Origin of the sequence: Vibrio sp. 05-20-BW147 (assembly GCF_013369385.1) — a bacterium.
GTDB lineage: Bacteria > Pseudomonadota > Gammaproteobacteria > Enterobacterales > Vibrionaceae > Vibrio > Vibrio floridensis.
Genome location: NZ_SZTO01000081.1, coordinates 1 through 880, shown reverse-complemented (window position 1 = coordinate 880; position 880 = coordinate 1). Strand labels below are relative to the sequence as shown.

At 38.1% G+C, this 880-nt stretch carries 1 protein-coding gene; it reads right to left on the bottom strand.

The window, feature by feature from the left end:
• The coding region (locus FC652_RS20070; protein ID WP_176299901.1) for a hypothetical protein at positions 1-533 on the bottom strand (533 nt) is incomplete at its 3' end.
• Positions 534-880: the final 347 nt, after the last annotated feature.

The following is an 880-nucleotide window of genomic DNA, read 5'->3' as shown; positions in this document are numbered from 1 at the left end:
TAATGTTTATGACGTTTCATTAATGCTTGAGCATCTGATTTTATATGACTAGTATTTTGGCGCACTTTGCCAAGTAATTCATTCAGATTGCCCATTTCACTTCGGAAGTCATCAGCAGCAAAGCTTACACCACCTCTACGTGCTTTTGCGTGACTCAAACTATAGTAAGCTGTTTGCATTAGTTTAGTATGAGCCTTAGCGTCAAAATTTATTTCAGGAAAATGAAGCCCTATATACATTTCAACCCTCTGTACTGAAGTTTGAAGACGATCGACCACCTCTTGAAATTGATTATTATCTTCACTTTGAGTGAACATTGTATTAAATAGCTCAAAAGCACATTTTTCATATTCACCTATGGCTTCATAGAACTCTTCGATTTTCTCGATCATATGATCTTTTCTAGCCCGGCGAGATGTAAACCACTGATTTAGCAACAATACAGAGAAAGCAACTAAGGAAGATAACACAATAGAAAACAGCTGAGCCTTCTGAGCTGGTTGAGAAAAAACGGTTGTAAACCAATCAATCATAAACTTTCCTTTAAACATAACGCCGCGTTAAGGGGTGCAGGCACGCAATACAAAAGCTACCGCACAGCGCCGTAATCACTGAACCCAACGCAAACTGAAAATGCCACGCGTGCCAAATCCCACTTAAACGCTTTGTTATGCTTAAGCTTCAATGGGTTACATTTTTCGGGAAACAAGATTAACTCGACTTTGATTCACAAACAAAAGCCAAAAGCTAGAAAACTGAAATGACTCATAATTTTTAAAAATCAGACTTTGAAATTTGGCTGCTAAAAATCAAAAACCTAAGATCAAATTGCTGATTGAGCCAGCCGCTCTAACCACGCGCTTACTCGAAAATTGATTGA